Raw genomic sequence first — 6,211 nt, 5'->3', positions numbered from 1 at the left:
GGGGAGTCGTCAAGCGGTTAAGACACTGGATTTTGATTCCAGCATGCGAAGGTTCGAATCCTTCCTCCCCAGCCAAATAAAAGCGTGTAAGTTTTCTTACACGCTTTTTTACGCTAAGAGCAAAATAACGCTGAAAAACTTTTTTTTACCCGTCTTTACGCGTATAATCGCGTAATTAGTGTCTTAGACATGGGGCAGAGGGAAGCGTAATGTTTTCTGCGCGTAAATCAAATCTTGAATCAGGTGAAGATATGGCTGCTTATGACAGTTTAATGGTGTTTACCGGTAATGCAAATCCGGAATTGGCGCAACGTGTTGTCAAACATTTGGATATTTCACTCGGTGAAGCCACTGTTTCCAAATTCTCTGATGGCGAAGTAGCCATTGAATTGTTGGAAAATGTGCGTGGTCGCGATGTGTTTATTTTGCAACCTACCTGCGCGCCAACCAATGACAATCTGATGGAAATTTTGACTATGGCCGATGCACTCAAACGTGCTTCTGCCGGTCGTATTACTGCCGCGATTCCTTACTTTGGCTATGCGCGTCAAGATCGCCGTCCTCGCTCTGTTCGTGTACCGATTTCCGCTAAATTGGTTGCGAATATGTTGTACTCAGCCGGTATTGACCGCGTATTGACTGTTGACTTACATGCCGACCAAATTCAAGGTTTCTTCGATATTCCGGTAGATAATATTTACGCTACCCCGATTTTATTGAACGATATTAAACAACAACGTATCGACAATCTGACTGTTGTCAGCCCTGATATCGGTGGTGTTGTACGTGCACGTGCTGTTGCTAAATCTTTAAATGCTGATTTGGCCATTATCGACAAACGTCGTCCTAAAGCCAACGTGGCTGAAGTAATGAATATTATCGGTGACATTCAAGGCCGTACCTGCTTGATCGTAGATGATATGATCGATACGGCAAATACTTTGTGTAAAGCAGCCGTTGCCCTGAAAGAGCGCGGTGCAGATCGTGTACTGGCATACGCCAGCCATGCAGTATTCTCTGGTGAAGCAGTGAGTCGAATTGCTTCTTCCGAAATTGACCAAGTAGTTGTAACAGATACGATTCCGTTGTCTGAAGCAGCTAAAAAATGTGAACGCATCCGTCAAGTAACTATTGCCGGTTTGCTGGCTGAAACGGTACGCCGTATCAGCAATGAAGAATCCGTCTCATATCTTTTTAATGAAGAAGTGATGACAGGCAGCATGTTGCTGCCATAACCCGATGTCGTCTTAAGCTGGTCGCGGCCGATGATGACGATTTTATCTAAATTGGAGTATTAAACATGACTTACGAAATTCAAGCCTCTGTTCGCGAAGCCCAAGGCACTGGTGCGAGCCGCCGCCTGCGTCGCGAAGGCCAAATCCCTGGCATTCTGTACGGTGAAGGTCAAGAGCCTGTTGCTATCGCTGTAGACCACAAAACTGTATTCTACGCATTGGAAAAAGAATCTTTCCATACTGCTTTGATTAAACTGTCTTTGAACGGTGAAACTAAAGACGTTATCGTGCGTGACTTCCAAATGCACCCATTCCGTCGCGAAGTTCAACACATCGACTTCCAAGCTGTAAAAGCTGATCAACCTGTACGCATCCGCGTTCCTCTGCACATTGTTAACGCTGAAAACTCTCAAGCTGTTAAACTGCAAGGTGGTCGCGTATCTCTGTTGAACACTTCTGTTGAAGTAGTTGTTTTGCCTGCAAACATTCCTGCTTTCTTGGAGTTGGATTGTGCATCAGTAGTTGCCGGCGACATTCTGCACTTGTCAGACGTCAAATTGCCAGAAGGTGTTGAAAGCGTTTCCCTGAAACGTAATGAAAACCTGGCTGTTGCTACTGTTACTGGTAAAAAACGCTAATCGGTAGTTAATATAAGAAAACCGTATCAGATTTATCTGATACGGTTTTTGTTTTACATATAAAATCATTTGCTATAAAACTTAGGCAAATGTAACAGCATATGTACTTTATAAGATTGAAGCAATTTCATTGCGAAGCTTATTAAGAAAGCGTCCATGCCGTACCCATTGTGCAGCTGATTCATAATCCTGCTGTTCAAATGCTTGTTGCAAATCTTGATATAGGCTGCTTTGTACTTCTTGAATTTCTTGATCCAGTGCCCGGATGGCATCATGGTTTTGTTCCATTTGAGCATCCATCAATGTTTCCCGCCATTCCATCTGCTGCATGAGGAATTCCGGTGAAAACGAAGTGTGTTCAGGTGCATCAGCATCGATATTTTGGCTTTTCAAGAGATAAGCAGCCCGATCAATAGGACTTTTTAATGTGCGGTAGGCATCATTAATTGTAGAAGACATCATAACGGCTTGTTTCTGCTCAAAAGCTGAAGCAGAAGCAAATTTATCAGGATGAAATCGGGCAGCTAAAGCCCGATAGCTTTGTTCGAGTGCTTCAGTATCAATATTGAAAGATGGCTCAAGCTGGAAGAGGTTGAAGTATTGAGACATGATATTAAAGGAAAAAATCTAAAGAAGAGGATTATTTTACGATATAATCCGGAAACTGTTTATACGAAAGGAAAACAATATGACCGGTAAGGTGCAACACAATAAAGGCAAAATACGAGACAATACCTTAAAAGCCTTAGTCAAATCTGATTTGTTCCGACACAAAGTAGAACGAAAAAGAAAAGGCAAAGGTAGCTATAATAGGCAAGAAGCCAAAAAATGGCGGGATGGTTTTGATACTTTCCCGCCATTTTTTATATTTTAAACGTGGAAGCTCTCGCCACAGCCGCAGGAGTCTTTAACGTTTGGGTTTTCAAATTTGAAACCTTCCTGCAAACCTTCTTTAGTGTAATCGACTTGCGTGCCGTCTAGATAAACCAAGCTTTTCGGATCGATATAAACGCGTGCACCGTGTTCTTCAAAAATCAGGTCATCCTCGTTCACTTCATCGACAAATTCCAGGTTGTATGCCATGCCCGAGCAGCCGCTGGTTTTCACACCTAAGCGCACGCCCAAGCCTTTGCCACGTTTGGTCAGGTAGCCGTTGATGTGTTTGGCTGCGTTTTCTGTGATGGTAATCATGCTTTTTTCCTCATTTCGCAATCATTTTCTGTTTGTCTGCTTTTTTATTTCAGACGACCTCTTGACTCTCAGGACGTCTGAAAACGCTGTTTTGCCGCACTCTATTGCGGCGGCAATGGCAGCTTTTGCCTGCGGACTGTTTTTCCAACAGGTCGAACCGGTCAATTGTGCGCCTTGTTCCAAAATATCGTCCAAATCTGCCGCCGCCAGCTTGGCAACATCATCCAACCCCATTTGCCGCAAACGCTGCAATATGGTTTTACCTATGCCTTTGACAGCAAGTAGGGATTGGATTTCTTCATCGGTAAAAGGCATATCGTCTTCTTTGATTTTGCAGGTATAACGACTAAATATAAGCTGTAGCTTATTGCCCTCTCCCTAACCCTCTCCCGCGGGGAGAGGGGATAGATTGGCAGGTAATCCCAAACTTGGTAGCAACTTCAAAACGATTAAGTTTCTGTACAGTTGGTTTTGCCTCACAAAAGAAGAGGGAGGGAAACCATTAGATTTACTTTTCTCGAAGACTCGCCGGGAATCTTGGGCACCTGCCGACAAGGGTTCGTTGAATCCGGTTATTTGTTTTCCTGACGTTTGCGATAGTCGGCAACGGCTGCTTTTACCGCATCTTCAGCCAAGATGGAGCAATGGATTTTCACAGGCGGCAGTTCCAATTCTTCGGCAATTTCGCTGTTTTTGATTGCCAGTGCATCGTCAAGGCTTTTGCCTTTAACCCACTCGGTGATCAGACTGGAAGAAGCGATGGCGGAGCCGCAACCGTAAGTTTTGAATTTTGCATCTTCGATAATACCCTCATCGTTTACTTTGATTTGCAGACGCATTACGTCACCGCAGGCGGGCGCGCCAACCATGCCGGTACCGACAGATTCGTCGTTTTTGTCGAAAGTACCAACGTTGCGAGGATTTTCGTAGTGGTCGATTACTTTATCGCTGTATGCCATGATGTGGTTTCCTTAATGTTTTTGATAGTTTAAGTAGTTTGTTTGCTGATTTTCAGACGGCCTGAAGTTTAGATTTTGCACGCGCCGCCTTCGCAGCCGTCGTCGTTTTCCGAATCGACGCCGCCTTCCACGGTAACGCCGTCAAAATCTTCAAGCAGGTTGTCAAGATTATCGAGGTCGAGTTCTTGTTCATCCATAGTTTATGTCTTTAATCTGAAAGTTATGCCTTAGTGGGGCTAAGGGATCAAATGAGATCTATATATGGGTCGTCTGAAAAGTTTTATTGATTTTCAGACGGCCTTTTATAAATGCGGATTAATGCGCTGCCCATTCAATCGAGTTCAAATCGATACCTTCTTTAAACATTTCCCACAGAGGAGACAGTTCGCGCAGTTTGCCGATTTTGGATTTAATCAGTTCTGCTGCGAATTGGACTTCTTCTTCGGTGGTCATGCGGCCGAAGGTGATGCGCAGGGATGAGTGTGCCAATTCGTCGTTGCGGCCGAGTGCGCGTAAAACGTAGCTTGGCTCAAGGCTTGCGGAAGTACAGGCGGAGCCGCTGGATACGGCGAGTTCTTTGACTGCCATAATCAGGCTTTCGCCTTCGACGAAGTTGAAGCTGACGTTCAGGTTGTTTGGAGCGCGGTGTTCGAGGTCGCCGTTGATGTAGACTTCTTCGATGCCTTCGATACCTTTGAGGAAGATATCGCGCAGTTTCAGGTAGTGCGCAGTGTCTTGTGCTAATTCTTCTTTGGCAATGCGGAAGGCTTCGCCCATGCCGACGATTTGATGGGTCGGCAATGTGCCGGAACGGAAACCGCGTTCGTGACCGCCTCCGTGCATTTGGGCTTCGAGGCGGACGCGTGGTTTACGGCGTACATACAGGGCGCCGATGCCTTTAGGGCCGTATACTTTGTGGCCGGACATAGACAGCAAATCAACTTTGGCAGCTTCAACATCAACAGGTACTTTGCCGCATGCTTGTGCTGCGTCAACGTGGAAAATAATTTTGCGTTCGCGGCAGATTTCGCCGATGGCAGGAATATCTTGAACCACGCCGATTTCGTTGTTTACCCACATAACGGAAACGAGGATGGTGTCTTCGCGGATGGCGGCTTTCAGTACGTCTAAATCGACCAAACCGTTTTCTTGTACGTCCAGGTAAGTTACTTCATAACCTTGGCGTTCGAGTTCGCGCATGGTATCGAGCACGGCTTTGTGCTCGGTTTTTACGGTGATGAGGTGGTTGCCTTTAGATTTGTAGAAGTGCGCCGCGCCTTTGATAGCGAGGTTGTTGGACTCGGTTGCGCCGCTGGTAAAAACGATTTCTTTGGAGTCGGCGTTAATCAGGGCTGCAATGTCTGCGCGTGCTTTTTCGACTGCTTCTTCTGCTTCCCAGCCGAAGCTGTGGCTGTTGGAGGCTGGGTTGCCGAAAATATCGGACAGGTAGGGAATCATTTTTTCGGCAACGCGGCGGTCAACGGGAGTGGTTGCGGCGTAGTCGAGGTATACGGGGGTTTTGACGGTCATGGTTTGCTCTTTCGTTTGGTCATCTGCCTGCGGTCTTTGCCGTAGGTCGGTTTAATGAATGTGTGTAAAGGTAACGACATGACTGCTGTCGCTGCAGTTTTTTTGTTCAATGATGCTTTGCAGCGTAACGCTGCTGAGGTAATCATTGATGGTTTTGTTTAAGTTCTCCCAAAGGTCATGGGTCAGGCAGGGGGCACCGTGGTGGCAGTTTGCTTTGCTGCCGCATTGTGTGGCATCCAGTCGGTCTTCGGCTGCGGAGATGATTTGTGCAATATTGATTTGCTCGGCGGGTGCGGCAAGGATATAGCCTCCGCCGGGGCCGCGTAGGCTTTCAACCAATCCGGCACGGCGCAGCTTGCTGAATAATTGTTCGAGGTAGGAAAGCGATATGCTTTGTCGTTCGCTGATGGCACTGAGTTTGACAGCGCCTGTTTGCGCGTTCATCGCCAAATCTATCATGGCGGTTACTGCAAATCGCCCTTTGGTAGTCAGTCTCATGGTGTGGTTGCCTGTGTGGGGCGTTTTTATTAGTGGGGGAATTGTCTAATATCTGAGTGTTTCAGTCAAGTATGTGGCAGCTCGGTTTGATTGTTTGTTTAAATGGTGGCATTGGCTGATTTTTAAATTGGAAAATATTTTCTTTATTTTTCTGTAATTT

The 6,211-nt window shown here is 46.1% G+C and carries 9 protein-coding genes, 1 tRNA gene and 1 pseudogene; 4 read left to right on the top strand and 7 right to left on the bottom strand.

Going from position 1 to position 6,211, the window contains the following annotated elements:
- The 3 genes from ACTHR2_RS05720 (at position 1) to ACTHR2_RS05710 (ending at position 1,873) form a co-directional block, all read left to right on the top strand.
- A tRNA-Gln gene (locus ACTHR2_RS05720) sits at positions 1-75 on the top strand.
- 176 nt (positions 76-251) lie between these two features.
- Positions 252-1,235, top strand: a complete 984-nt coding sequence (locus tag ACTHR2_RS05715; protein ID WP_263336733.1) for a ribose-phosphate pyrophosphokinase — start codon at positions 252-254, stop codon at positions 1,233-1,235.
- Positions 1,236-1,300: 65 nt separating this feature from the next.
- Positions 1,301-1,873 carry a 50S ribosomal protein L25/general stress protein Ctc gene (locus ACTHR2_RS05710; RefSeq protein WP_263336728.1) on the top strand — a complete coding sequence of 191 codons (573 nt, stop codon included), beginning with the start codon at positions 1,301-1,303 and terminating at the stop codon, positions 1,871-1,873.
- A gap of 108 nt (positions 1,874-1,981) precedes the next feature.
- Here the strand turns inward: ACTHR2_RS05710 and hscB are convergent, their stop codons facing one another.
- Entirely contained in the window at positions 1,982-2,482 is a 501-nt protein-coding gene (hscB, locus tag ACTHR2_RS05705) for a Fe-S protein assembly co-chaperone HscB (RefSeq protein ID WP_263336720.1), read from the bottom strand.
- A 79-nt stretch (positions 2,483-2,561) separates the two neighbouring features.
- Here hscB and ACTHR2_RS05700 point away from each other — a divergent pair.
- Positions 2,562-2,784: pseudogene (locus tag ACTHR2_RS05700) on the top strand (alternative ribosome-rescue factor A).
- On the opposite strand, the gene iscA reads toward ACTHR2_RS05700, so the two are convergent.
- The 6 genes from iscA to iscR all read right to left on the bottom strand — a co-directional run bounded on the left by iscA (position 2,744) and on the right by iscR (position 6,051).
- Positions 2,744-3,064, bottom strand: a complete 321-nt coding sequence (iscA, locus tag ACTHR2_RS05695; RefSeq protein WP_063075834.1) for an iron-sulfur cluster assembly protein IscA — start codon at positions 3,062-3,064, stop codon at positions 2,744-2,746. The pseudogene ACTHR2_RS05700 and the gene iscA overlap by 41 nt on opposite strands.
- Positions 3,065-3,085: 21 nt before the next feature.
- Positions 3,086-3,379 carry a recombinase RecA gene (locus ACTHR2_RS05690; RefSeq protein WP_263336714.1) on the bottom strand — a complete coding sequence of 98 codons (294 nt, stop codon included), beginning with the start codon at positions 3,377-3,379 and terminating at the stop codon, positions 3,086-3,088.
- Between the two features lie 257 nt (positions 3,380-3,636).
- Positions 3,637-4,023: a Fe-S cluster assembly scaffold IscU gene (gene iscU / locus ACTHR2_RS05685; RefSeq protein WP_003674559.1), complete on the bottom strand. Its 387-nt coding sequence runs from the start codon at positions 4,021-4,023 to the stop codon at positions 3,637-3,639.
- Positions 4,024-4,091: 68 nt separating this feature from the next.
- The gene (locus tag ACTHR2_RS05680; RefSeq protein WP_004519897.1) at positions 4,092-4,220 is read right to left on the bottom strand and encodes a hypothetical protein; all 129 of its coding nucleotides are present in this window, start codon (positions 4,218-4,220) and stop codon (positions 4,092-4,094) included.
- A gap of 118 nt (positions 4,221-4,338) precedes the next feature.
- Positions 4,339-5,553: an IscS subfamily cysteine desulfurase gene (locus tag ACTHR2_RS05675; protein WP_004519895.1), complete on the bottom strand. Its 1,215-nt coding sequence runs from the start codon at positions 5,551-5,553 to the stop codon at positions 4,339-4,341.
- A gap of 51 nt (positions 5,554-5,604) precedes the next feature.
- Positions 5,605-6,051 (bottom strand): Fe-S cluster assembly transcriptional regulator IscR, encoded by a 447-nt coding sequence (iscR, locus tag ACTHR2_RS05670; protein WP_004519894.1) that lies wholly within the window; start codon positions 6,049-6,051, stop codon positions 5,605-5,607.
- Between the last annotated feature and the right edge of the window lie 160 nt (positions 6,052-6,211).

The organism is Neisseria sp. P0006.S004 (genome assembly GCF_051963015.1).
Lineage (GTDB): Bacteria > Pseudomonadota > Gammaproteobacteria > Burkholderiales > Neisseriaceae > Neisseria.
Note: the sequence above shows the minus strand (reverse complement) of the source record. Positions and strands in the feature narration are given on the sequence as shown.